Source organism: Pandoraea norimbergensis, assembly GCF_001465545.3.
Classification (GTDB): Bacteria; Pseudomonadota; Gammaproteobacteria; order Burkholderiales; family Burkholderiaceae; genus Pandoraea; species Pandoraea norimbergensis.
In genome coordinates, this window is the sequence record NZ_CP013480.3 from 5,954,173 (window position 1) to 5,976,353 (window position 22,181).

General features: G+C 63.9%; 22 protein-coding genes. 13 read left to right on the forward strand and 9 right to left on the reverse strand.

Going from position 1 to position 22,181, the window contains the following annotated elements; translation table 11 throughout:
• Window positions 1-105 precede the first annotated feature (105 nt).
• From AT302_RS26150 to AT302_RS26160, 3 genes are all read right to left on the reverse strand, one after another.
• A complete protein-coding gene (locus AT302_RS26150) occupies window positions 106-879 on the reverse strand; it encodes a BON domain-containing protein (RefSeq protein WP_058376487.1) in 774 nt (257 codons plus the stop codon).
• A gap of 119 nt (window positions 880-998) precedes the next feature.
• A complete protein-coding gene (locus tag AT302_RS26155) occupies window positions 999-1,586 on the reverse strand; it encodes a phosphoheptose isomerase (protein WP_058376488.1) in 588 nt (195 codons plus the stop codon).
• Between the two features lie 175 nt (window positions 1,587-1,761).
• Window positions 1,762-2,115 carry a YraN family protein gene (locus tag AT302_RS26160; RefSeq protein WP_058376489.1) on the reverse strand — a complete coding sequence of 118 codons (354 nt, stop codon included), beginning with the start codon at window positions 2,113-2,115 and terminating at the stop codon, window positions 1,762-1,764.
• A 167-nt stretch (window positions 2,116-2,282) separates the two neighbouring features.
• Between AT302_RS26160 and rsmI the strand changes: the two genes are divergently transcribed.
• The 3 genes from rsmI (at window position 2,283) to AT302_RS27445 (ending at window position 3,876) form a co-directional block, all read left to right on the forward strand.
• Window positions 2,283-3,167: a 16S rRNA (cytidine(1402)-2'-O)-methyltransferase gene (gene rsmI / locus AT302_RS26165; RefSeq protein ID WP_058376490.1), complete on the forward strand. Its 885-nt coding sequence runs from the start codon at window positions 2,283-2,285 to the stop codon at window positions 3,165-3,167.
• Between the two features lie 189 nt (window positions 3,168-3,356).
• Window positions 3,357-3,599 carry a type II toxin-antitoxin system Phd/YefM family antitoxin gene (locus AT302_RS26170; protein ID WP_058376491.1) on the forward strand — a complete coding sequence of 81 codons (243 nt, stop codon included), beginning with the start codon at window positions 3,357-3,359 and terminating at the stop codon, window positions 3,597-3,599.
• The gene (locus AT302_RS27445) at window positions 3,586-3,876 is read left to right on the forward strand and encodes a type II toxin-antitoxin system RelE family toxin (protein WP_084656480.1); all 291 of its coding nucleotides are present in this window, start codon (window positions 3,586-3,588) and stop codon (window positions 3,874-3,876) included. Before AT302_RS26170 ends, AT302_RS27445 begins: the two co-directional genes overlap by 14 nt.
• 75 nt (window positions 3,877-3,951) lie before the next feature.
• Here AT302_RS27445 and AT302_RS26180 read toward each other — a convergent pair whose 3' ends face one another.
• The 4 genes from AT302_RS26180 to AT302_RS26195 form a co-directional block, all read right to left on the reverse strand.
• Window positions 3,952-4,746, reverse strand: coding sequence for an ABC transporter ATP-binding protein (locus AT302_RS26180; RefSeq protein ID WP_058376493.1), 795 nt, complete (start codon window positions 4,744-4,746; stop codon window positions 3,952-3,954).
• Window positions 4,747-4,748: 2 nt separating this feature from the next.
• The gene (locus AT302_RS26185) at window positions 4,749-5,657 is read right to left on the reverse strand and encodes an ABC transporter permease (RefSeq protein ID WP_058376494.1); all 909 of its coding nucleotides are present in this window, start codon (window positions 5,655-5,657) and stop codon (window positions 4,749-4,751) included.
• Between the two features lie 168 nt (window positions 5,658-5,825).
• Window positions 5,826-6,812, reverse strand: a complete 987-nt coding sequence (locus tag AT302_RS26190) for an ABC transporter substrate-binding protein (protein WP_058376495.1) — start codon at window positions 6,810-6,812, stop codon at window positions 5,826-5,828.
• A gap of 496 nt (window positions 6,813-7,308) precedes the next feature.
• Window positions 7,309-7,911 carry a septal ring lytic transglycosylase RlpA family protein gene (locus AT302_RS26195; protein WP_058376496.1) on the reverse strand — a complete coding sequence of 201 codons (603 nt, stop codon included), beginning with the start codon at window positions 7,909-7,911 and terminating at the stop codon, window positions 7,309-7,311.
• Window positions 7,912-8,157: 246 nt separating this feature from the next.
• On the opposite strand from AT302_RS26195, the gene AT302_RS26200 reads away from it, so the two are divergent.
• Both AT302_RS26200 and AT302_RS26205 read left to right on the forward strand, forming a co-directional pair.
• Window positions 8,158-8,814, forward strand: coding sequence for an MBL fold metallo-hydrolase (locus AT302_RS26200; RefSeq protein ID WP_058376497.1), 657 nt, complete (start codon window positions 8,158-8,160; stop codon window positions 8,812-8,814).
• Window positions 8,811-9,572 (forward strand): 3'-5' exonuclease family protein, encoded by a 762-nt coding sequence (locus AT302_RS26205; protein ID WP_058376498.1) that lies wholly within the window; start codon window positions 8,811-8,813, stop codon window positions 9,570-9,572. Before AT302_RS26200 ends, AT302_RS26205 begins: the two co-directional genes overlap by 4 nt.
• A 193-nt stretch (window positions 9,573-9,765) precedes the next feature.
• Here AT302_RS26205 and arsC read toward each other — a convergent pair whose 3' ends face one another.
• A complete protein-coding gene (gene arsC, locus AT302_RS26210; protein ID WP_058376499.1) occupies window positions 9,766-10,122 on the reverse strand; it encodes an arsenate reductase (glutaredoxin) in 357 nt (118 codons plus the stop codon).
• Between the two features lie 349 nt (window positions 10,123-10,471).
• Here arsC and AT302_RS26215 point away from each other — a divergent pair, with 349 nt between their 5' ends.
• The 5 genes from AT302_RS26215 (at window position 10,472) to AT302_RS26235 (ending at window position 15,489) form a co-directional block, all read left to right on the forward strand.
• Window positions 10,472-11,719 carry a dienelactone hydrolase family protein gene (locus tag AT302_RS26215; RefSeq protein WP_058376500.1) on the forward strand — a complete coding sequence of 416 codons (1,248 nt, stop codon included), beginning with the start codon at window positions 10,472-10,474 and terminating at the stop codon, window positions 11,717-11,719.
• A 174-nt stretch (window positions 11,720-11,893) separates the two neighbouring features.
• Window positions 11,894-12,424 (forward strand): energy transducer TonB family protein, encoded by a 531-nt coding sequence (locus AT302_RS26220; protein WP_064675151.1) that lies wholly within the window; start codon window positions 11,894-11,896, stop codon window positions 12,422-12,424.
• Between the two features lie 50 nt (window positions 12,425-12,474).
• Window positions 12,475-13,266: a 2-oxo-tetronate isomerase gene (gene otnI, locus AT302_RS26225; protein WP_058376502.1), complete on the forward strand. Its 792-nt coding sequence runs from the start codon at window positions 12,475-12,477 to the stop codon at window positions 13,264-13,266.
• A gap of 757 nt (window positions 13,267-14,023) precedes the next feature.
• On the forward strand, window positions 14,024-14,479 hold the full coding sequence (locus AT302_RS26230) for a CoA-binding protein (RefSeq protein WP_058376503.1): 456 nt from the start codon (window positions 14,024-14,026) through the stop codon (window positions 14,477-14,479).
• Between the two features lie 77 nt (window positions 14,480-14,556).
• Window positions 14,557-15,489 carry an alpha/beta hydrolase gene (locus tag AT302_RS26235; protein ID WP_058376504.1) on the forward strand — a complete coding sequence of 311 codons (933 nt, stop codon included), beginning with the start codon at window positions 14,557-14,559 and terminating at the stop codon, window positions 15,487-15,489.
• 54 nt (window positions 15,490-15,543) lie between these two features.
• Here the strand turns inward: AT302_RS26235 and AT302_RS26240 are convergent, their stop codons facing one another.
• Window positions 15,544-16,344 carry a transporter substrate-binding domain-containing protein gene (locus AT302_RS26240; RefSeq protein WP_058376505.1) on the reverse strand — a complete coding sequence of 267 codons (801 nt, stop codon included), beginning with the start codon at window positions 16,342-16,344 and terminating at the stop codon, window positions 15,544-15,546.
• A 297-nt stretch (window positions 16,345-16,641) separates the two neighbouring features.
• Here AT302_RS26240 and hemE point away from each other — a divergent pair, with 297 nt between their 5' ends.
• The 3 genes from hemE to sorA all read left to right on the forward strand — a co-directional run bounded on the left by hemE (window position 16,642) and on the right by sorA (window position 22,181).
• Window positions 16,642-17,712, forward strand: coding sequence for a uroporphyrinogen decarboxylase (gene hemE, locus AT302_RS26245; RefSeq protein ID WP_058376506.1), 1,071 nt, complete (start codon window positions 16,642-16,644; stop codon window positions 17,710-17,712).
• A 394-nt stretch (window positions 17,713-18,106) separates the two neighbouring features.
• Window positions 18,107-20,638, forward strand: coding sequence for a primosomal protein N' (locus AT302_RS26250; RefSeq protein ID WP_058376507.1), 2,532 nt, complete (start codon window positions 18,107-18,109; stop codon window positions 20,636-20,638).
• A gap of 202 nt (window positions 20,639-20,840) precedes the next feature.
• Window positions 20,841-22,181 carry a SorA family sulfite dehydrogenase catalytic subunit gene (gene sorA, locus AT302_RS26255; RefSeq protein ID WP_084656482.1) on the forward strand — a complete coding sequence of 447 codons (1,341 nt, stop codon included), beginning with the start codon at window positions 20,841-20,843 and terminating at the stop codon, window positions 22,179-22,181.

The window sequence follows — 22,181 nt, forward strand, 5'->3', positions numbered from 1 at the left end:
GACGATGCCGGCGGTTCGAACCCTCCGGGTGCTGGGCGCTAATCCGCGCCTCTTGCGCCGTTCGCGCCGTTCGCGCCGTTCGCGCCGTTCGCGCCATTCGCGACGTCAGTTGCCCGTGCGCGTGGACGGACCGGGCTTGATCGGCGCATCGCTGATCGGAGCGGGCGTCGCCAGCGGCTTGGCCGTCACGGTATCGGTGCCGATCGGTGTCGTGGTCACGGTGGCGGCATTGCTGTCGTCACCCTGCGCCGGGGCCGGATTCTTCTGCGCTTCGGTCGACAGACGTTGCGCCTCTTCCGGCTTCACGTATTCGTACAGCTTGATGACTTTCTGCACGCCATCGATACGGCTGGCGACGTTGGCGGCGATGCGGCCTTCTTCTTCCGAAACCAGGCCCATCAGGTAGACGTCGCCACGCTCGGTCACCACCTTGAACACGTTGGCCGAGATTTCCTTCGTATTGATCAGGTTCGCCTTGACCTTGCTGGTGATCCACGCGTCGTTCGAGCGCGAGCCGAACGAGCTCTTCGGTGCGATGGCGAGTTCGTCGACGATGCCGCGCACGTTGCTGATCTGCTTGACGATGTCGACGGCACGTTGCTTGGTGGCGTCGTCCGGCACTTCGCCGGTCAGCAGTACGCGACGGTTGAAGACGGTCACGTTCACATGCACGGCGTCGGCGGTGAGCGTGTTGGCGGTATTGGCTTCCGCCTTGACCTGAATTTCACGGTCTTCCGTCTGCGCACCGACCGAGCGGCGGTCCGTGGCGACGAGTGCCCCGGTGGCGGCGCCGCCGAGGATGATGGGGGCGCAACCGGCCAGGGTTGCTGTGATCAACGCAGCCGCTACCAGCGGCCTGACTGCGCGTTGGAAACTCATCGGGCATTCTCCTTGTTGGATGGGTCGAACGGGCCGGCCCCCGCCGTCCCCTGCCGACACCGCCCGCCCCCGCGGACTGGTGTGCGTGATGATCTTGACGCCTTACGATGACATTAGGTTCACGCGTCGCCGAACAGCATCGCGTCGACCAGGTCGCACAGGCAGTGAATGGTAAGCAGGTGAACTTCCTGAATACGGGCCGTACGATCGGCCGGCACGCAGATGTGGACGTCCAGTTCGCCGAGTACGGCGTTGACCTTGCCGCCACCTTTGCCGGTCAGGGCAATCACGTGCATCTCGCGCTCGTGTGCGGCCTCGATGGCGGCGAGCACGTTGCCCGAATTGCCCGACGTGGTGATGGCCAGCAGGATGTCGCCGGGTTGCCCGAGCGCGCGCACCTGCTTGGAGAAGATGGCGTCGAAGTTGTAGTCGTTGCCGACGGCGGTCAGGATCGACGAGTCGGTGGTGAGTGCGATCGCCGGCAGTTCGGGGCGTTCGCGCTCGAAGCGGCCGACGAGTTCGGCGGCGAAATGCTGGCAATCGGCTGCCGATCCGCCGTTACCGCAGGCGAGGATCTTGTTGCCGTTGGACAGCGCGTTGAACATGACCTCGGCGGCGGCGGCGATGGGGTCGGCGAGCACGTCGCGCGCGGCCAGCTTGGTTTCGACGCTATCCGTGAAGTGTTGTTGAATTCGTTCGATCGACATGGTCGTTGAGCCAGGGTGTCGCAAAAGCTGTCGGCCCGGTGTGGGCGCAGTGTCCCTGCATGGCCGACGATCAAAGCCGTCATCCTGAAAATCCCGGAAAAGCCCGAGGACGCACGGAGACGGCACTTTCGCAAGTGTAACAGGGCGCGTCCAGCGGGGTTTCGTCATACCGAAGTCACACCTCGTCGGCACGGAAGGCGTCGGGCAGCCAACTGACCACCGCCGGATGGCCGTCGAAAGTCACGACGTCGAAGCGGCAGCGCCCGGCCGGACACCTGAGCAGATAGTGACGCGCCGCGAGCGTCAGGCGCCGGCGCTTGGTACGGGTGATGCTCGCGGCGGCCCCGCCGAAGTCTGCCCGGCGGCGGGCGCGCACCTCGACGAACACCAGCACCCCGGCGCGATCGCGCATAATGAGGTCGATTTCGCCGCCGCGGCACCGGTAATTGCGCGCGACGAGCCGCCAGCCACGGCGCTCCAGCATCGACTGGGCGCGGGCTTCAAACGATTCTCCAAGCTGATTCGACATGGTTGTTCCGATCTGTACCCCGATGTGCCCCGCCTTCGCCGCGCGCCACGCGCTCCCTGCTTTTGCAGCTTTTGCAGCTTTCGCCGCGCCGCGTGCCGCTGTCTGCGACACCGGCCTGCTGCATGCAACTTGCGACGCGATCGCACCGACGCCGGGAGGCTGCTGAGATGGACGAACGCCTGATGTCGCTGGCCGAAGGTCAGCACTATCCCACCGGCACGCTCTATGTCGTGGCCACGCCGCTCGGCAACATGGCGGACATTTCGGTGCGCGCCCTTCACGTGCTCGGCATGGCCGACGCCATTGCCTGTGAAGATACGCGCAACAGCGCGCAGTTGTTGCAGCGTTACGGCATCGACAAGCCGCTGATTGCGGCGCACGAACACAACGAAAACACCGTGGCGACGCGGCTTGTGGAGCGTTTGCGGGCGGGCGAGCGTATTGCTTATATTTCGGACGCCGGCACCCCCGGCATCTCCGATCCGGGCGCGCGGCTCGTCGATGCGGTGCGGGCGGCCGGGCTGGGCGTGGTGCCGGTGCCGGGGGCGAGTGCGATCATCACCCTGCTCTCGGTCGCGGGTGCGTGGGTGGAAACGTTCACGTTCGTCGGTTTCTTGCCATCGAAGTCGCAGCAGCGCGCGCAAGCGATTACAGCGTTGGCGGGTGCCACCGCAGCACAGGTGTTCTACGAAGCCCCGCATCGCATCGTCGAGACCGTTGCCGCACTGGCCGAGGGGCTCGGGGCGGAGCGCAAGCTGCTGATCGGCCGCGAGTTGACCAAGCGCTTCGAAGATATTCACGAGTGCGCGCTGGGCGACGGCGAAGCGTGGCTGAAAGCGGACGCCAACCGTCAGCGAGGCGAGTTCGTGCTGGTGGTGTCGGGTGCGGCGGCCAGTACGACCGACGATGGCGTGGATGCCGAAGCGCAGCGTGTGCTGGCGTTGCTGGTGGCTGAGCTGCCGACGAAGAGCGCCGCCAAGCTGGCTGCCGCGATTACCGGCGCGCCGAAAAACGCGCTATATGAACGGGCGCTGGCGCTGAAGAACGGCTGATCCGCCGAGAAGTTGTGGGAACCGCGGGAGCGGCAGGCCCGCTTCCAATTCGGAATACGCCGTGGGTAATTCTGGCGAATGCCCAATCCATTGCACCGGCAGCCGACCTATGATGGACGCAATTGTATGGTCTCGGTCGGTGCATGCCCGCATGCCGACCGCCTCCCCCCGGGCCCTATGAGACGTGAGATGAAAAACATCCTAGCCCGCGCATCGATCGGAATCAGCGAATTGAAACTGAACCCCAGCGCCGCCATTGAGCGCGCCGACGGCCCCGTCGCCATCCTGAATCGCAATAAACCCGTGGCCTACCTGATCCCTGCCGCCGATTGGGAAGCCATTTGCGACCGCCTTGACGACGCCGAACTCGCCGACATCATCCGCTCGCGTGCCGGCGAAACGCCGGTGAGTACGAAGCTTGACGACCTATGACCTGCAATTCTTACCTTCTGCCCTCAAAGAATGGCGGGCGCTTGACCCCACCATTGCGCAGCAATTCAAAGCACGCTTACGAGATCGCCTGCGACATCCTCGCGTAGCCGCCAGCCAACTGCGTGCGATGCCGGGTTGCTACAAGATAAAACTCGCGTCGGTCGGTTATCGACTCGTGTACCGCGTTGAAGACGCGACTGTCACCGTTCTCGTGCTGGCCGTCGGAAAGCGCGAAAATCTTGCGGCTTATCGCACCGGGCGCCGACGGATTCAATAATTCCTATCGTGCCTCACCCAAGAAAAAGCCCGCCGAAGCGGGCTTTTTCATGCTGCGGATTCGCTAATCGGCCGATCAGCCCAGCAGCAGCGCGTCGTCGTCGAGTTGTTCGCCGCGGGTGCGCTCGAACATCTGGAGCAGGTCGGGGACGTCCAGTCCCTTGCGCTCTTCGCCCGACACGTCCAGCACGACTTTGCCCTGGTGGAGCATCACCGTCCGGTCGCCGTAGTCCAGCGCCTGACGCATGCTGTGCGTGACCATCATCGCCGTCAGCTTGCTCTCCTGCACGATACGCGCCGTCAGCTCCAGCACGAACGCCGCCGTCTTCGGGTCGAGCGCCGCCGTGTGTTCGTCGAGCAGCAGAATGCGCGACGGCTGCAATGACGCCATCAGCAGACTCACCGCCTGACGCTGACCACCCGAGAGCAGGCCGATACGGTCCGACAGGCGATTCTCAAGCCCCAGATTCAGCAAGCTCAACTTCTCGCGGAACCGCTCGCGCAACGGCTTGTTCAACGCCAGCCGGAAACTGCGGCTCTCGCCACGCTTCACCGCCAGCGCCATGTTCTCTTCAATGGTCAGCGCCTCGCAGGTGCCCGCCATCGGGTCCTGAAACACGCGTGCCACCTGACTCGCCCGCTGCCACGCCGTCTTCTTCGTGACGTCGTTGCCGTCGATCGAAATCGTGCCCGTGTCGACAATCAAGTCGCCACTGATCGCGTTCAGGAACGTCGACTTGCCCGCCCCGTTCGAACCGATCACCGTCACGAATTGCCCCGTCGGAATGTCCAGCGACATGCCGCGCAGCGCACGATTCTCAATCGGCGTACCCGGGTTGAAAGTGATCTTCAGGTCTTTTGCGCTCAACATGATCAGGCACCCCCGTTCTTGCGCGGAAACAGCTTGCGACGCGTGGCCGGCAACACCAGTGCCACCGCGACGAGCAAGGCCGTCACCAAGTTCAGGTCCTGCGCCTTCAGACCGATGAAATCGCTATTGAGCGCCAGCGCGATGAAGAAGCGATACAACACCGCCCCGACCACCACCGCCAACGTCGTGAGAATGAGCCGTCGCGCCGGCAAGATCGTCTCGCCGATAATCACCGCCGCCAGACCGATCACGATGGTACCGATCCCCATCGAAATATCCGCCCCGCCCTGCGACTGCGCAAACAAAGCGCCGGCAAGCGCCACCAGCGCATTCGACAACGCCATCCCCGCCAGAATCTCGTGGCCGGTGTTCACGCCCTGCGCGCGCGCCATGCGCGAATTCACGCCGGTCGAGCGCATCGCCAGACCCTGTTGCGACGAGAAGAAATAGTCGAGGCCGAGCTTCACTACCGCCACCACGACCAGCAGCATGAGCGGGCGCAGCACGAAGTCAGGCAGCCATTGCGGGGCGTTCTCGGGCAACAACATCGTGAAGACCGTCGGCGAAGTGATCAGTGGCACGTTCGGCGCACCCATCACACGCAAGTTCACCGAGTAGAGCGCGATCATCATCAGGATACTGGCGAGCAGATCCATGATCTTCAGGCGCACATTGAGCCAGCCGGTGATGAACCCTGCCGTGGCGCCTGCCGCCATCGCGCCGGCCGTGGCCACGAACGGATTGGTGCCGGCAGCGATCAGCGTGGCTGCGACGGCGCCGCCGAGCGCAAAGCTGCCGTCAACGGTCAGGTCGGGAAAATTGAGGATGCGAAAGGAAATCAGCACCCCGAGCGCCACCAGACTGAAGATCAAGCCGATCTCCAGGGCGCCCATCATAGAAAAAAGGGACATTTTTCGTAATTCCACTACACAAGACGATCCGCACCGGGTCTCGGTGAGGCGCGCCGTTGGGGGGACTCAAGCGGAAAAGAGCGGCGGGGACAGGTCATGTCCGGTCGCCGCCCTGTCGCTCACCGGCAAGGCAGGCCGTTCGCCCGCCACACCGGCATCACGCTCGCGTTATTGCTTGATGACCGTCTTGGCTTCTTTCACCAGATCGTCCGACAGCGTCACGCCTTGCTTGGCAGCGGCCGCCGTGTTGACGAACAGTTCCAGGTTCGAGCTGGTCTGCGAAGCGATCGCACCCGGCTTTTCACCCTTCAGAATGCGCACCACCACCTTGCCCGTCTGACGGCCCAGGTCGTAGTAGTTGATGCCCAGTGCAGCGATGGCACCACGCTTCACGCTGTCGGTATCCGACGCCACCAGCGGGATCTTGCGATCGTTGGCAACCTTCACCAGCGACTCGTAAGCCGACACGACGTTGTTGTCCGTGTTGGTGTAGATCACGTCGACCTTGCCGACCAGGCTGTTGGCCGCCGAGCTGATGTCGACGGTACGCGGTGCAGCGGCTTCAACCAGCGTCAGGCCCGCGGCGGGCAGCAGCTTCTTGAGTTCGTTGACGACCACGACCGAATTGGCTTCGCCCGGGTTGTACACCATGCCCACGCGCTTGGCGTTCGGCACGACGCGCTTGATCAGCGCCACCTGCTTGTCGAGCGGCAGCTTGTCCGACACGCCGGTCACGTTGGTGCCCGAGGCGTCCCAGCTCTTGACCAGTTGGGCAGCGACCGGATCGGTCACGCCCGAGTACACCAGCGGCACGCTCTTCGTGGCAGCGGCAACAGCCTGAGCCGTCGGCGTGGCGATGCCGATGATCGCGTCCGGCTTGTCGCCGACGAACTTACGGGCGATCTGAGCCGCGGTCGACACGTTGCCCTGTGCGCTTTGATATTCCCACTTGAGGTTCTTGCCGGCTTCGAAACCTTCTGCCTTGAGTTCGTCGCGCGCGCCGTCACGGATGGCGTCGAGTGCCGGGTGCTCCACGATGGCGAGCACGGCCACCGACTTCGTATCCTGCGCGAATGCGGCGCCGGTTGTCCCCAACAACGTTGCGGCCACCGCGCACAACAGGGTGCGCTTGGCGTATTTGCCCATGGTCGACATCAAAACTCCTCCAGGATTGCTTTTTGAAAGGTGCGCCGTGCCCGGGTCTCTGCGGGCCTCATTCGGATGCACTTAAAGCGTGCACCTGCGCGTGGGGCACAGTCTACCCACATCCCCAGCAGCGAACAACGGTTGCCAACGCAACGGATGGCGAGGCCCGCCACATATCGGATTGCGCCCAAACACTGGCAGAACTGTGCGGCAATCGGAAAAAAATTAGTCGATTCGGGCGTGCACATTCCTCACCGCGCACATTCATGCGAAGCGTTCAGCCAATGAGATGCGGTGAAACGGCCGATTGGTGATGAAAAAACCGGGACGAGTTACGCGATTCGCGTCAGATAGTGACCGATGGCGTCCCACTTTTTAAGACGAGTCCGATTTGAATTCGAGACGACACGCTATCTACAGGCAATGGCGTGGGGGCGCGAAGAACGGATGATGCGAGGAATGCGAGGCGGATACCGCGAGGAGACTCTCGGGTGAGACCCGACGCTCAGGGCGCGTTATTACTTTGGTCGAGGCCGAGGGCCGCAACTTCGCTACGCGATAGGCGGCGAATTTCGACCTTCGCGTGGCCCGAGCGAATGAAGTCGAGTTGTTTGGCGGCGCCGTAGGAGAGGTCGATGATGCGATTGCGCGTGTACGGGCCGCGATCGTTGATCTTCACCACCACCGTCTTGTCGTTGGCCACGTTACGCACAAGGACGAAGCTTGCCAGCGGCAGTGTGGGATGCGCGGCCGTGAGTTCGTTCATGTCGAACGCCTCGCCGGTGGCGGTGCGCCGGCCATGAAACTTCTTGCCGTACCACGAGGCCGTGCCGGTTTGATAGAACGTGCCCGCATCGGCGCGCAGGCGCGCTTCGCCATCGCGGTCCGGGGCATTCGGGTCCCCGGGGTTCAGGCCTTCGTTGCGGTAGGCCCGGCCGGGCCAGTGAAGATCGAAACTTGAGCCAACGGGTGCGTTGGCTTCACGCGAGCGCGTGCGGACGTCTGTCGCCGAGGAGGCGGCAGCCGTCTGGCTGGGTGGTTCGAGCGGCGTTGTGCAGGCTGTCAACGTCAGGGCGAGGGCGCAGCCGACCGCGAACCGTGTGAGCATGTCGCGTGTTCGCATAGCCCGCAAGTTTAACACGCCGTCAAAGTCAACCCATCAGCGAGCGTTCACTTACATGGCGTGGCTTGTTTACAAAGCGTTACGCAAAAGCGATGTAACGCCCGAAGCCCCCGCCCGGCGGGCGATTTCGGCTGGACATCGCCTAATTCGCGCGCCCTGAGTACGTCGCTGTGCAGACGGCGAGCCCCCTGCCCGACTTACAATAAGCGAAAACCGCGTCCCCGATACCTCATGAACGTCACCCTGATTCCTGTCACGCCTTTCCAACAGAACTGCACGCTGCTCGTCTGCGACGCGACCCAACGGGCCGCCGTGGTCGACCCGGGCGGCGATATCGACCGCATCGTCGGCGAGATCGAGCGCCAAGGGGTGACGCTCGAGAAGATCTTCCTCACGCACGGTCATCTGGACCATTGCGGCGGTGCCGGCGAACTGGCGGCCAAGTACGAAGTGCCCATTGAAGGCCCGCATCCCGACGACGCCTTCTGGATCGATCAGTTGGAAGCCCAGAGCGCGCGCTTCGGTTTTCCCGAGCCGCAGAGCTTCACGCCCGACCGCTGGCTGGGCGACGGTGACACCGTCAACTTCGGCGAGGTCACGCTGGATGTCTTTCATTGCCCGGGGCACACGCCGGGCCACGTAGTGTTCTTCTCGGCCGATGAGCGGCTGGCGAGCGTCGGCGACGTGCTGTTTGCCGGGTCCATCGGCCGCACCGACTTCCCGCGCGGCAACCATGCCGACCTGATCGCGTCGATTCGCGACAAGCTCTGGCCGCTGGGCGACGACGTCACCTTCATTCCGGGGCACGGCCCCGTGTCGACCTTCGGTCAGGAGCGCGAGACCAATCCGTACGTGGCCGACGCCGTGCTCGCCCGGAGCGGCGCATGAGCACCGCCGTCTCCCGCGTGCCGTCGCGCATCATCCCCGTCGACGAAGAGATTTTTGTCAGCACCGACGTCGAGGCCGACGGCCCGATTCCCGGCCCGCATTCGATGCTGAGCTTTGCCTCGGCTGCCTACACGGCCGACAAGGAACTCATCGGCACCTTCAGCGCGAATCTGGAATTTTTGCCCGATGCGAAGGGCCACCCGCTCACGATGAAGTGGTGGAAGACCGAACCTGAAGCGTGGGCGGCCTGCCGTATCGATCCGGAAGATCCGGCCAAGGCGCTGAAGGCGTACGTGAAGTGGGTCGAGAAGCTGCCGGGCAAGCCCGTGTTCGTCGCCTACCCGGCGGGGTTCGATTTCACGTTCATGTTCTGGTACATGATGCGTTTTGTCGGCCGTTGCCCGTTCTCGTGGTCGGCGCTCGACATCAAGACGTTGGCGTTCGCGATGACGGGCATGCCGTATCGCAAGTGCATCAAGCCGCGTTTGCCGCAGGTGTGGCTCGATCCGCTGCCACACACGCACGTGGCGCTCGACGACGCGCTCGAACAGGGCGCCCTCTTCTGCAACATGCTGGCGGAGCTGCGCGAACAGCAGAAGACGCTGGCCGCGTTGCCCGAATGGCAGGGCGCCGGGTTGACGGCCAATGCCGACAAGCCGGTGTTCGGCTCGGCGGCGGCGCAAGCAGCCGCGGCTGAATCGACCGAAACCCCAGCCGCCGAGGCGGGCCCGGAGAAGGACAACGCGGCGCAACGCTGAGCCATTACGCCGTCGGGCTGCGGGGGCCTCGCCCCCTCCTCCCGCCGACTTAGCTGACTTAGCTGACTTAGCTGACTTAGCTGACTTAGCTGACTTAGCTGACTTAGCTGACTTAGCTGACTTAGCTGACTTAGCTGACTTAGCTGACTTAGCTGACTTAGCTGACCTAAGACACCTCGTCCTCAAATCGCCCTTACAGCACCTCGTTCGCCAGCTCTGGCGGACGAGCGATCACGGCCTTGTCGCCGTTGACGACGATGGGACGTTGCAGCAGCTTCGGATGCTTTGCGATCGCCGCCAGCAACTCGTCGTCGGTCAACTCTTTGTCCGACAGCCCCAACTCCGTGTACTCCGTCTCGTTGCTGCGAATCATGTCGCGCACGGGCACGCCCAGCAGCTTTTGCAGGCGTTTGAGTTCGGCCGCCTTCGGTGGCGTCTTCAGATATTCGATGATTTGCAGATCGCTGCCGCCCACCGCCGGCGAGCCTTCCACCAGCGCCAGCGCTTCGCGCGACTTCGAGCAGCGCGGGTTGTGATACACGGTAATCATGGTCACTCCAATGCGTCAAAAACAAGCAAACGTTCACCCTTCGAACGTGCGCTCCGAGTATGCATGGTATCGTCGAATGCCGCTACCGAGGTCACATCACAGACCCAGTAACCGACCTGCAATACCTGATCCGCATTGCCCGATCATTACCCCGCAACTTCACCGCAACTTCACCGTAATGTCCGTGTATCGAACCGACGGCAGCGCCCGACCCTTGCCTCTGACGGGCACGGTTGCGCGCCCGGCTGCACCGCTGCGGGTTTACCGCGCGGCGCAGCGCGCGTGCACCGCCTAAGCTAGGCGATGAGCGCTGTCTGCGGCACGATCCGGCCCCTCAGGAGACAGTGACATGGCAGGACGCTTCATCAGCATCGAGTCGCGCGACGGCAAGACCTTTCAGGCGTATCTCGCCTTACCCGACGCGAGCAAGGGCGGCAACAACAAGGGCCCGGGCCTGGTGCTATGTCAGGAGATTTTCGGCGTGAACGCGCACATTCGCGAACTTGCCGACCGCTACGCCGAAGAGGGCTACGTCGTACTGGCCCCCGACCTGTTCTGGCGCATCGAGCCGGGCATCGAACTCGACTACTCACCGGGTGGCTGGCAGCGGGCGTTTGCGCTGTTCCAGAGCTTCGACGTCGATCTCGGCATGGAAGACGTGGGCGCGACCGTCGATGCGGTGCGCGCGCTGCCCGAGTGCGTGGGTGGTGTCGGTGTGGTCGGCTATTGTCTGGGCGGGAAACTCGCCGCGCTGTCCGTCACGCGCACCAGCGCCGATGTCGCCGTGGGTTACTACGGCGTCGGGCTGGAGCAGCATGTGGAAGAACTCGCCGGCGACCATCCGCCGCTCGTGCTGCATATTGCCGAACTCGACAAATATGCCCCGGCCGAGGTTCGCGAGACACTCAGCGCCAAGTTGGGCGAACACCCCAACGTCACCCTCTATACGTACCCCGACGCCGATCACGCATTTGCCCGGCCCGGCGAACACTTCAACCGGTCGGCGAACCAGCTTGCGCATCAGCGCACCATCGGCGCGTTGCGCCGGGTCATCGGTCCGCATTTCGATTTCGCCTCCCTGTGGGAGACGCACTGCGCGTACGAATTCGCCATTCGCGAGATCGATCCGCTGATGAAGACCATGGTCGACGAGCCCTACGTCAATCACATCCCGACGATGACGGGCGGGGTCGGCCATCAGCAACTCGCGCACTTTTATCGCAATCACTTCGTCAACAGCAACCCGCCGGATACCAAGCTGGTGCCGATCTCGCGCACCATCGGCGCGACTCAGTTGGTCGACGAGCTGCTGTTCTGCTTCACGCACACGACGCCGGTCGACTGGATGCTGCCGGGCGTGGCGCCGACCGGGCGCCGTGTCGAGATTCCGCTGGTGGCCATCGTGCGATTCCGGGGCGGCAAGCTCGAACACGAACATATCTATTGGGATCAGGCGAGCGTACTGGTGCAGATCGGGTTGCTCGATCCGACCGGATTGCCGGTAGCCGGCATCGAGACGGCGCGCAAATTGCAGGATGAGAATCTGCCGTCCAACACACTGATGCCGAACTGGTCGTTCGGTACCCGGCCGCACTAAGCACGACACTAAGCACGACACTAAGCAAGACACTCAGCAAGACAGCAGGTGATTCACGTTGGCCGTCGCAGGCTTCGAGGTTTGAGAATCGTGTTTGCGGCGGCCATCGGATAGCGGGACATGAGCAGGACGTGGCAAGACAAAGAAGCGTCGCTGATTTGGCAGGAGACGCCCATGAAAACCGAATCCTCTCCTAATGCGCATCGCTTTCGCGCAGCCTCCCGGCTGGCCTCCGGAAGCGGACTGATGGCCAGTCTGATCGGCAGCCTCGCGGTACTGACCAGTTGCGCCAATCCCGATTTCGCCCCCAAGTCACCGCTCGTCCTCGACTTCACACCCGGCAACGTGCCGCTCACCGCGCTCGATCAATACAAGATCGCCGCTGCGCAGCGCGTGACCGAAGTCAACGCGAAACAGATCACCCCGGGCAATCCGCAGCCGATGCTGCGCTCGGTCGTGTCGCTGGAATATTGGGTCGATCGCAACGGCAACATCACGCAGGTGCTGCTGTATCGCAGCAACGGCGATCACGAAGCCGAGCGCATTGCGGTGGCGAGCTTGCGCCGGGCGAGTCCGTTGCCGGCGCCGAGCCGCGCGCTGGTCGACAGCAGCGGCCGGGTGCGCGCCGTCGAGACATGGCTTTTCAATAATGACGGACGTTTTCAGGTTCGCAGCGTGGCCGCGCCTCAGGTCGACGGCCAGTGATATCGTGACGGGCATATGCCCATCCGCTTCACGCGACGGAGAGTCCGACCATGCCGCGATTTGCCGCGAACCTGACCCTGCTCTATCAGGAAGTCCCGTTTCTCGAACGTTTCCGCGAGGCGGCCGCCGACGGCTTCCGTGGGGTGGAATGCCTGTTCCCTTATGAGCACCCGGCCAACGAAGTGCGCACGCGACTCGATGACGCCGGTCTCACACAGGTGCTTTTCAATACCCCGGGTGGAGACTGGGCCAGCGGCGAGCGTGGCCTCGCCGCATTGCCGGGGCGTGAAGCTCAGTTTCGCGACGGCCTCGAACTCGCACTCGACTACGCCGACACGCTCGGTTGCCGCCAACTGCACGTGATGGCAGGCTGCCCCGACGCTTCGCAGTCGCCCGAGCAATGCCGGGCCGTCTATCTGGACAACCTCGCCTACGCCGCCGAACGAGCGGCCGCCCACGGCGTGACCATCCTCATCGAGCCGATCAATCCGCGCGACTTCCCGCGCTACTTCCTCACCCGTCAGGACCAGGCGCAGGCGATTCGTCAGGCAGTCGGCGCCAGCAACCTCAAAGTGCAGTTCGACGCGTATCACTGCCAGATCGTCGAAGGCGACCTCGCAATGAAGTTGCGCCAGCACATTGCCAATATCGGGCACGTGCAGGTCGCGGGCGTGCCCGCGCGGCATGAACCCGACACCGGCGAAGTCAACTATCCGTTCCTTTTCCGGTTGCTGGATGAATTGGGTTACGCGGGCTGGATCGGTTGCGAATACCGTCCACAGGGCGAAACGCGTGCGGGCCTTGGCTGGCTCAAACCGTGGTTGCGCAGTGCCGCACGCTGACGAAGCAACCGGCGACGCAGTCAATCACACGCGCGACAAATTACGCAGGGATAAATCGATTTCCGAATTTCACTCGGATGGCGAAGCATTTGTGTGACACGCGATGTCAGCGAGGGCAAAAGAAACCGTTTGCATGATGCAATTCAACGCGTCGAAGCGATCGCATACCCGCGTGTTTCGCGTGTGTGTCGGAGAACGGGGGAGAAAAGATGTAGGACGTTTCGGACAAAAAAATGGCGGGACACTTGGGCCCGCCAAAACCACACGCTACGGGGTTAGCGCGAGGAGACCAGATTCGGAGCACTGTATCGAACCAGCTTGCAAATCGCGCCGGGGGACGCTCGTTGCCGATACAGTCGCGCTGCTGTGTTACCGGGGGATAAGCACTTCAGCGTTGAGATGCATTGTGGTTGAAACGTCTGAGCCGAGGGGTAACAAAGTGTTTCAGGTTGTAACACCTCGCCCCGAAAACGCGTCGAAAACCGGCATCCCTCTCCTTGCCCGGCAAGCGTTTGACGCGTAACACCGAATTCGTCACTTGATTCGTCGTCCTGAGTAACTCATCTAATAGTGCGTCATCCCCGACCACCAGTCGGCAACCTTTCCCAGTGACGCCGCCCACTTTGGCAATCGCCAACCCCGGTTTCACGCCCTGCGCGTCAATGTGCTAAGTTCGGTCTTTGTGCGTGGCAGCATAGAACGCCATCCCAATTCGCAGTCCAACCGTTGACCTACCGGCCGGACCGGCCGACCCCGCATGGAAACCATCGAACGACTGGCACAGATCCTTGCGCGCGACCGCGTCATCGCGGTGGTGGGCTTATCGCCGCGGCCTGACCGCCCGAGCTTCACCACCTCGCGCTATATGCAGCAGCACGGGTACCGCATCGTGCCGGTCAACCCGCAGGCAGCCGACAGCGGCGAGCCCATTCTGGGCGAGACCGTATACGCCAGCCTCACCGAGGCAGCCGATGCGCTGCGCACCGAAGGGGTGCAGATTCAGATGGTCGACTGCTTCCGGCGTAGCGCCGACATCCCCCCCATTGCCGATGAAGCCGTCGCCATCGGCGCCAACAGTTTGTGGATGCAGTTGGGTATCGAGAACGACGACGCGGCCGCCGTGGCATTGGCGGCCGGGCTCGATGTCGTGATGGATCGCTGCGTCAAGATCGAACACCAGCGCTGGCAGATGCTTGGCGCGGGTCAGTCATAACCCCAGCAAGACAACGAAACAGTCACCCAGACGCCACACGAGCGCCCTCCCGTTCACTCCACACACTGTCCGCTGCCATGACCATCGATGCCGATCTGCTTGCCTACTACGACCTGATGGCGCGCAAGTATCCCGCGCTCCCGGGGTCAGCGAGTCCGCAGGAAATCCGTGCCCGCTTCGCTACCGTGGCCAACGAGGCATTGCGCCCGTTGCCCGCCGCCTTGCGCAGCGAGACCTTCGAGATTCCGTTGCCCGGCCGCAGTTTGCGCGCACGGCTCTACCGTCCGGTAGGGCGTGAAGTGCCGCTCGTCGTGTTCTTTCATGGTGGCGGCTGGGTGGTTGGCGACGTAGATACGCACGGCACGATGGCCGCGTTTCTTGCGCAGGATGGCGATGTCGCCGTGTTGAGCGTCGATTACCGGCTGGCGCCGGAGCACGCGTTCCCGGCACCGGTCGACGATGCCCGCGAGGCATTGGCGTGGGCCGCCGAGCAGCGCGTGCGGCTAGGCGTGTCACCGGATCGATTGGCCGTCGCAGGCGACAGCGCCGGTGGGCACTTGGCGGCACAGGCGGCGGCGTGGTTCAACGACCAGCACCCGGGCGTCGTGGGTGCGCAGTTGTTGATCTATCCGGTGGTGCAGTATCGGTTCGACACGCCGAGTTACGAGCGTCTGGCGGATGGCGTCGGTTTGACCCGGGACGAGATGCGCTGGTATTGGAAGCAGTTCCTGAACGGCACCGAGCCGAAGGAAAGCGACGTGCGCGTCAACCTGACGGCCGAGGCCCCCAAGCACCCCCTGCCGAACACCTTGGTCATTGCGGCCGAGTACGATCCGCTGCATGACGAAGCGGTCGAGTACGCGCACTTCGTTGCGCAGTCGGGTGGCCGGGCGGAGGTGATCGAAGCCGCAGGATTGACCCACAGTTTCGCTCGCCTGCAACCGTATGTGCCGCAGGCGAGACTGGTAATGCACGACGCCGCGCAGCGTCTGCGCGACTGGCTGGGTTAATCGGGCGGCCTAAGCGAACGGAATAAGGCGGCTGAATCAGCGGACCGAATCAGCTCACTTCAGCCACTTATCCACTACCGCCTGATACTCACCGGTCTTCTGGGCGAGATTCAGCCACTGATCGACGTAGTTCTTGAACACGTCATCGCCACGCGGCAGCAAGTAGGCTTTCTCGCCGAATTGCAGCGGCTTGTCGGGGTTCACCGGGCAGAGCGCCGGATTCAGCTTGTGCTGGAGCAGCGTCTCCGATGAGTCGGTCACCATCACATCGGCTTTCCCGTCGGCGATCTGTTTAAAGATCGTCACGTTGTCCGGATAGATCGTGAGCGTGGCGTTCGGCAGAAACTGGCGGGCAAAGCGTTCGTTCGTGCCGCCCGGGTTAGCGATGGCGCGCGTGCTGGGCTTGTTCAGATCGGCGAGCGTCTGATACTTCGCCACGTCGGCGCAGCGCACGATCGGCGACTTGCCGTCCACCATCACAACGCGGCTGTAGTAAGCCTTGCGGGCACGGTCGAGCGTGACCGAGACCCCGCCCACGACGATGTCGCACTTCCCCGCCGTGAAATCGTCCATCAGCTTCGGCCAGCTGGTCGGCACGATTTCCGGCTTCACGCCGAGCGACTTCGCGAGCGAGGCGACCAGATCCACGTCGATGCCTTCGAACTGACCGTCCGGGCGCTTATAGGAATAGGGCTTGTAGTCGCCGGTGGCACAGGCCCGCAGCGTGCCCGACTTCACGATCTCGTCGAGCCGTGAGGGGGCGCCGGCACCGGCCGACTGGGCTTGGACCGTATTGGCGGCGAGCGCCGTCAATGCCATGAGGGCCGCCGAGGCGGCCGCAATCATGCCTTTCATGCTTGTCTCCTGATTGTTATCTTTCCGGGCGATCCGTCTGTTGCAGATCGTGTGCCCGGCGTCACTTTCGAGGCCACCGCAGAGGTCACCCCCGAAGCAGCGCCACAAAGTGTGCCGCCATACTAAAGAGAGTGGGCGTCGTCGCCAATCGGGGCATGCCCGCGAGATCAATGCGTACGCAACAGATGTGCCGCCCGGGTGCACTTATGCGCGGCATAACAGCGCCCCAAGCGTCCGGGCCCCGGATACCCGAGTAAAATAGCCGCTTGCCCAAATTTCAGATACCACCGCCTCGACGTGTCCCAAGCTCTGCAAAACGATACTTTCCTGCGCGCCCTGCTGCGCCAGCCGACCGAGTACACGCCGATCTGGCTCATGCGCCAGGCGGGCCGGTACCTGCCCGAATACAACGCCACCCGCGCCAAGGCCGGCAGCTTCCTGGCGCTCGCCAAGAACCCCGCCTACGCCACCGAGGTGACGCTTCAGCCGCTTGAGCGCTTCCCGCTCGACGCCGCCATTCTCTTCTCGGACATCCTGACCATTCCCGATGCCATGGGCCTCGGTCTGTCGTTCGAAGCCGGCGAAGGCCCGCGCTTTGCGCGCCCGCTGCGCACCGAAGACGACGTGCGCCGCCTGCACGCCCCCGATCTCGACAGCCTGCGCTACGTGTTCGACGCCGTCGCCGAGATTCGCCGCGCGCTGCAAGGCCGCGTGCCGCTCATCGGCTTCTCCGGCAGCCCGTGGACGCTGGCGTGCTACATGGTCGAAGGCTCCGGCTCGGCCGACTACCGCACGGTCAAGACGATGATGTATGAGCGTCCCGACCTGATGACGCACATCCTCGAGACCAACGCCAAGGCCGTCAGCGCTTACCTGAACGCCCAGATCGAAGCGGGCGCACAGGCCATCATGGTGTTCGACACCTGGGGGGGAGCGCTTGCCGATGGACTCTATCAACGCTTCTCACTCGCGTATATGCAGAAAGCGCTCGCGGGCGTGCATCGCGAATGGGCCGGCGCGCGCATTCCGCACATCGTGTTCACCAAGGGTGGCGGCCAGTGGCTTGAAGCCATTGCCGATACCGGCCCCGATGCCATCGGCCTCGACTGGACCGTCGATCTCGCCGCTGCGCGCAAGCGCGTGGGCGACCGTTGTGCACTGCAAGGCAATTTCGACCCGACCGCGCTGTTTGCTTCGCCCGACGCCATTCGCGCCGAAGCCCGCCGTCTGCTCAATGCCTACGGCAACGCACCGGGCCACGTCTTCAACCTCGGGCACGGCATCTCGCAGTTCACGCCGCCCGAACACGTCGCAGCGCTCGTCGACGAAGTGCATAGCCACAGCCGGAAGCTGCGCCAGCCGGTGTAATGACAGGTGCCGCCACGTGGCGGCGCGGGTTCGCGGGGCATTTTGCCCTGCAAACCCGATCGCCGTTACACGTTGGCAAAGTCAAGGGGAAACGGGTCGAATAACCCCTCCAATTTGCGGAGTTGTCCCAAAGACTTATGCACAAATTCTCGCTGCGCCGCCGCAACTGTCTCGCACTTTGAAGCACCCTACGACGCCGCTCATAAGCTATTGATCAAAAAGCCTTTTTGATTCACGCAAAGAAACGGTGCCGCGCGATGTCAGGCCCGCGCGGTGAGGCTGCCGGGAGATAATCCCCACAGTTCTCAACATAGTTATCCACAAGCGTTTCGGGCTACCGGAAAGCCGACTCAAATCCGGGGTTTACCGGAACTTCTCAGGATTCACTTTAAGTTTGACCCGCGCCGACGATGTCCCCGAACCGTCTCTCCTTCCGCCGGAGTCCTCCGACGAAGGGGCCGCTGCGGCCGCACCACGCGGCGGCGCCGGTGCGTTTGCCATTGCGCGGGTCGCACTCGATACGCCGCTGCTCACGTTGTTTGACTATCGCCTCGACCAGGCCGCCAGCCCGGGGCAGTTGGTGCAGGTACCGTTCGGACGGCGGCAGGTCGTGGGCATCGTCTGGGAATTGACGCAGCGCAGCGAAGTCGACCCCGCGAAGCTCCGGGAAGTGACGTCTGTCTGGCATGAATTGCCGCCGTTGGGTGACGAGTGGCGCGACCTGATGCGTTTTGCCGCGCGGTATTACCAGCGCGGCATCGGCGAGGTGGCGTTGCCGGCCATCCCCGGTCATTTGCGCACGCCGATGCGCTGGTCGCGGCTGCTGGCCCAACGCGGCGTGCAGCGCTACCGCATCGCCGACGGCGCGCTCGACACGTTGATGGAGAACGTCCCCGCCCGGTTGCGCGCGCAGCGACGGCTCGCCGAAGGGCTGGCGCAAGCCGGGACGCTCGACGCCGACGAGGCCCGCGCGCTCTGCGCCAAAGCCGCCGACGTGCTCAAGCAATGGGCGGCGGCAGGTTGGGTCGTGGTGGAAACCGTGCCGTTCCACGAGGCGGTACGGGAAGACGACGAAGACGTTTCGGATGACGTATCGACCGACGCCGGCGACAGCTTTTCGGCCGACAACGTCGATTCTCCTGACGCGGCCGCCCCCACGCTACCGGGCAACAAGACGCTCACCGCCGGGCAGGCCGATGCCGTCGCCGCTATCCACGACGCGTTGCTGTCGTCCGGCGCACGGCCGCTCGACAGGGCCAACGCAACCGATACGTCCGGTGATGCCAATGGCGAAGCCCCCGGCACCGCCGACAAGCCCGATACACCCGATACCCCAGATACCCCCGCCTGCGCCCCGTTCCTGCTCTACGGCGTGACCGGCAGCGGCAAGACCGAGGTCTACCTGCGCGCCGTCGCCGAAGCGCTGCGCGAGGGCGACGCGCAGGTGCTGGTTCTCGTGCCGGAAATCAACCTCACGCCGCAGCTCGAAGGTGTGTTCCGCTCGCGCTTTCCGCACGAGACACTCGTCACCCTGCACAGCGGACTGGCCGAAGGCGAGCGCGCACGGCACTGGCTCGCCGCGCATCGCGGCGAAGCCCGCATCGTGTTGGGCACGCGCCTCGCCGTCATGGCATCGCTGCCGCATCTGCGCCTGATCGTCGTCGACGAAGAGCACGACCCGTCGTACAAGCAACAGGAAGGTCTGCGCTACTCCGCCCGCGATCTCGCCATCTGGCGCGCCAACCGGCTGCGCATTCCGGTCGTCCTCGGCTCCGCGACCCCGTCGCTCGATAGCTGGCGGCGTGCCGAGCAAGGCCGCTACGTGCGACTGTCGATGCCGGAGCGAGCCACACCGGACGCGGTACTGCCGCGCGTGTCGCTGATCGACATGGACATTGAACGCAAGCGCCAGCGCACCGTGCACGAGGGCTTGTCGCAGACGCTGCTCGCAGCGATCAAAGCGCGCTTCGATGCCGGTGAACAGAGCCTGCTGTTCCTGAACCGCCGTGGCTACGCCCCGGTGCTCAACTGCGATGCATGCGGATGGGTGAGCGACTGCCGCCGATGCAGCGCCCACATGGTGCTGCACAAGCCCGAGCGCCGCCTGCGCTGTCACCACTGCGGCGCCGAGTCGCGCATTCCGCACGCCTGCCCCGATTGCGGCAATCAGGATCTCGCACCGCTCGGACGAGGCACGCAGCGTATCGAAGAAGCGCTTGCCGAACACTTCCCCGAGGCACGGCTAGCGCGCATCGACGCCGACAGCACGCGCCGCAAAGGCAGCGCGCAAGCCCTCTTCGCGCAGGTGCACGCGGGCGAGGTCGACATCCTGATCGGCACGCAGATGGTTGCCAAGGGCCACGACTTCCGCAACGTGACGCTCGTGGGCGTGGTGAACGCCGACAGCGCGTTGTTCTCCCACGACTTCCGGGCCGCCGAGCGTCTGTTTGCCCAGCTGATGCAGGTGGCCGGACGCGCCGGGCGCGCGGCACGCGCCGACGGCCCCGGCGACGTATTGATCCAGACCCGCTACGCGTCGCATCCGCTGTTCGGGTCGCTCATGCGTCATGACTACGCGGGGTTCGCGGCGCAGCAACTGGAGGAGCGGCGCGTTGCGCTGCTGCCGCCTTATACGCATCAGGCGCTGCTGCGCGCCGAAGCCCGCAAGCTCGACGATGCCATGGCGTTCCTCAAGCAGGCGCGCGAAATTGCGGCCGGCCCCGATCTCAACGATCCCCGCATCTCGCTCTGGGACCCTGTGCCCATGACGATGGTGCGCATCGCCGGCACCGACCGCGCGCAGCTCGTGGTGGAAAGCCCGCATCGGGGCGCCCTGCAACGATTCCTCGCCGGCTGGATGGCTGGCCTTCGTGCGCTCAAGGCACCGGTTCGCTGGCATCTCGAAGTCGATCCGCTCGAAATATAAATCGGTATATAACGTTCCGAAAATTTGACATCATCGGAAGAATCTCCGACGATGCGGGCATGCTTCGCCCTGCATCGCGTCCCCACACGCGGCGCCAGAGCACGCATCGCATCACCGCAGCGCGCAAGAACACATCACAAGCCTCACCGCGCTGCCGCGTCACCCTGAAAGCACGATAAGAACGTCTACAGGAGACCTTCCGATGAAGTCGCACGACCCCAGCGCCGCCCCCACGGCCCTCGCTTCCGCTTTGCCCGAATCCTCCGTGTCAACGCCATCCACGTTGGCAGACCTTTCCGAATCAACGATCGCCGCCACCTCGCGTCGCCGCTTTTTGCGACGCGCCGGTGCGCTGGGTGTGGGCGCAAGCCTCGCCGGCCGTGCGCTCGACACGCTCGCCGCCGTCAGTGCGCCACAGACCGTGACGCTGCCGTTTGCCAATGGCGAGCGTGAGTTGGTGGCGTATCCGCAAAAGCGTCCGCTGATCCGGCTCACCGCGCGGCCACCGCAACTGGAGACGCCGTTCGAAGTTTTCAACGAAGGGCTGATCACACCGAACGACGCGTTCTTCGTGCGGTATCACTTGGCGGGTATCCCGACGGATGTCGACGCCAAGAAGCACCGCATCCGCGTGAGCGGCAGCGTCGCCAAGCCGCTCGAAATTTCACTGGAATCCCTGAAGAAGGATTTCGGCGCGCCCGTCGAACTCGTGGCGGTGCACCAGTGTTCGGGCAACAGCCGGGGCTTTTTCGAGCCGCGCGTTGGCGGCGGGCAGATCGCCAATGGCGCGATGGGCAATGCCCGCTGGAAAGGCATTCCGCTCAAGCGGATTCTGGAAAAAGCGGGCGTCGCGGCCAGTGCGAAGCAAGTTACCTTTGAAGGGCTCGACCGCCCGATCATTCCGGCCACGCCCGAGTTCGTGAAGGCGCTCGATCTCGATCACGCGATGGATGGCGAGGTGATGATCGCGTTTGCGATGAACGGGCAGGATTTGCCGATGCTCAACGGGTATCCGGTGCGGCTGGTGGTGCCGGGTTACTACGGCACGTATTGGGTCAAGCATCTGGCCGATATCAAGGTGATCGACACGGTGTTCGACGGCTTCTGGATGGCCACGGCGTATCGCATTCCCGACAACGACTGCAACTGCGTGGCCCCGGGCACAGCGCCGCAGAAGACCAAGCCGATCGAGCGCTTCACGGTGCGCTCGTTCGTGACGAATCTGACCGATGGGCAACACGTGGCAGTGGGCAAGCCAGTACGTGTGCGGGGGATTGCGTTCGATGGCGGTGAAGGCATCCGCGACGTGCAGTTCTCCAGCGACGGCGGCCAGACTTGGCAGGCGGCGAAGCTGGGCAACGAGTTGTCGAAGTATTCGTTCCGCGAGTGGACGGCGACGTTCACGCCATCGGCAGCAGGCGAGCAAGTGCTGAAGGTACGCGCGACGAACCGCGCAGGCGTCGCGCAGCCGCTGCAATCGCTGTGGAATCCGGCCGGGTATCTGCGCAACGGCGTAGAGACCGTGCGCGTGATCGCGGCTTGA